This window comes from Mesorhizobium sp. M7A.F.Ca.US.002.01.1.1, from assembly GCF_004022955.1.
GTDB classification, from domain to species: Bacteria; Pseudomonadota; Alphaproteobacteria; order Rhizobiales; family Rhizobiaceae; genus Mesorhizobium; species Mesorhizobium ciceri.
This window is the reverse complement of the sequence record NZ_RZQE01000789.1, coordinates 1-1,719: the sequence shown is the minus strand read 5'-3', so window position 1 is coordinate 1,719 and position 1,719 is coordinate 1. Positions and strand designations below refer to the sequence as shown.

General features: G+C 62.7%; 2 protein-coding genes and 1 pseudogene. 2 read left to right on the top strand and 1 reads right to left on the bottom strand.

The window, feature by feature from the left end; genetic code table 11:
- Positions 1–148 (bottom strand): annotated as a pseudogene (locus tag EN932_RS39650) (DEAD/DEAH box helicase); the annotation flags it as partial.
- A gap of 198 nt (positions 149–346) precedes the next feature.
- On the opposite strand from EN932_RS39650, the gene EN932_RS38285 reads away from it, so the two are divergent.
- Both EN932_RS38285 and EN932_RS35445 read left to right on the top strand, forming a co-directional pair.
- A complete protein-coding gene (locus tag EN932_RS38285; protein ID WP_164753489.1) occupies positions 347–496 on the top strand; it encodes a hypothetical protein in 150 nt (49 codons plus the stop codon).
- Between the two features lie 107 nt (positions 497–603).
- Entirely contained in the window at positions 604–1,638 is a 1,035-nt protein-coding gene (locus tag EN932_RS35445; RefSeq protein ID WP_013528795.1) for an aspartate-semialdehyde dehydrogenase, read from the top strand.
- The last annotated feature ends 81 nt before the right edge of the window (positions 1,639–1,719 follow it).

Sequence of the window (1,719 nt, the reverse complement as noted above, 5' to 3'; positions counted from 1 at the left end):
TGCCGGAGCCGGTCTGCGCCGAAACCAGCGCATCGGCCTCGCCGAGCTCGGGCGCCACGACCGCCTTCTGGACGGGCGTCAGCTCGGAATAGCCGCGTTTCTCCAGCGCCCTGGCAAGCGCTGGAACAAGTGCTTCGAAGTTGGACATCTCACTCTTTCGGAATTTTAGGGTCCGCGCTCATCACGGAGCACATGCCGGGGCGGGCCTCGCGCCAGCCAAACAATCTTGGCCGTTCGTACTTCGCGCAGCCGCGATTGTACAGGGCGCGCGCAAAACCAGGCGCCGCTCGGCAATTGACTCTTGCCGCAAACCGCGTAAAAGCCGGCACCGAACGGGACAGTTTCGATGCGCGGCCTTTTGACGGCTCTTCCTGCATTCGATGCCCCCAGCCTCAATGCACATCATTGGGCCGGGCGCGTCGGCGCGTCTCCTCGTTTCAGCAAAACCGCATTCTTGGCCAAGAAAACTGGCAAAACCACCACCAAAACGGTGTGATTCCCTTGGCCTAACCACCCTCTCCCGGGTTCGGCCCGGGGGACGGAACCCGCAGCGGCCAGCGGGTTTCTCCAAAAACCAAGCGGAGAGGGACAGGAGATTTTTCGATGAGTTTCAAGGTAGCGATCGTCGGCGCCACGGGCAATGTGGGCCGGGAAATGCTCAACATATTGGAAGAGCGCGGCTTTCCGGTAAGCGAAGTCGTGGCGCTGGCGTCGCGGCGCAGCCAGGGCACGGAAGTGTCGTTCGGCGACCGCACGCTGAAGGTGAAGACGCTCGACCAGTATGATTTTTCCGACACCGACATCTGCATCATGTCGGCCGGCGGCAGCGTCTCCAAGGAATGGTCGCCGAAGATCGGCAAGCAGGGCTGCGTCGTCATCGATAATTCGTCGGCCTTCCGCTACGACCAGGACGTGCCGCTGATCGTGCCGGAAGTGAACCCGGACGCGATCTCGCTGTTCACGCGCAAGAACATCATCGCCAATCCGAACTGCTCGACGGCGCAGCTGGTGGTGGCATTGAAGCCACTGCACGATTTCGCCACCATCAAGCGCGTCGTCGTCGCCACCTATCAATCGGTGTCGGGCGCCGGCAAGGAAGGCATGGACGAACTCTTTACCCAGACCCGCGCGGTCTTCGTCGCCGATGGCGTCGAGGTCAAGAAGTTCACCAAGCGCATCGCCTTCAATGTCATCCCGCACATCGACGTCTTCCTCGACGACGGCTCCACCAAGGAAGAGTGGAAGATGGTCGCCGAGACCAAGAAGATGCTCGACCCCAAGATCAAGCTGACGGCGACCTGCGTGCGGGTGCCGGTGTTCATCGGCCACTCGGAAGCGGTCAACATCGAGTTCGAAAAGCCGATCACCGCCGACGACGCGCGGGATATCCTGCGTGAAGCCCCAGGCTGCCAGGTGTTGGACAAGCGAGAGGACGGAGGCTACATCACGCCGCTGGAATCGGCCGGCGAGGACGCCACCTTCATCTCGCGCATCCGCGAGGATTCGACCATCGACAACGGCCTGTCGATGTGGATCGTCTCCGACAATCTGCGCAAGGGCGCCGCACTCAACGCGGTGCAGATCGCCGAGCTTTTGGTCGAGCGCGGCCTGATCCAGCCGAAGAAGAAGGCGGCCTGACGGCTGATCTAGTTTTCGCTCACGGGCCGCACCGCCGCTAGCGCGGCTGGCCCGCGGTCGCGGGCTCGGCCCTCGGCCGGG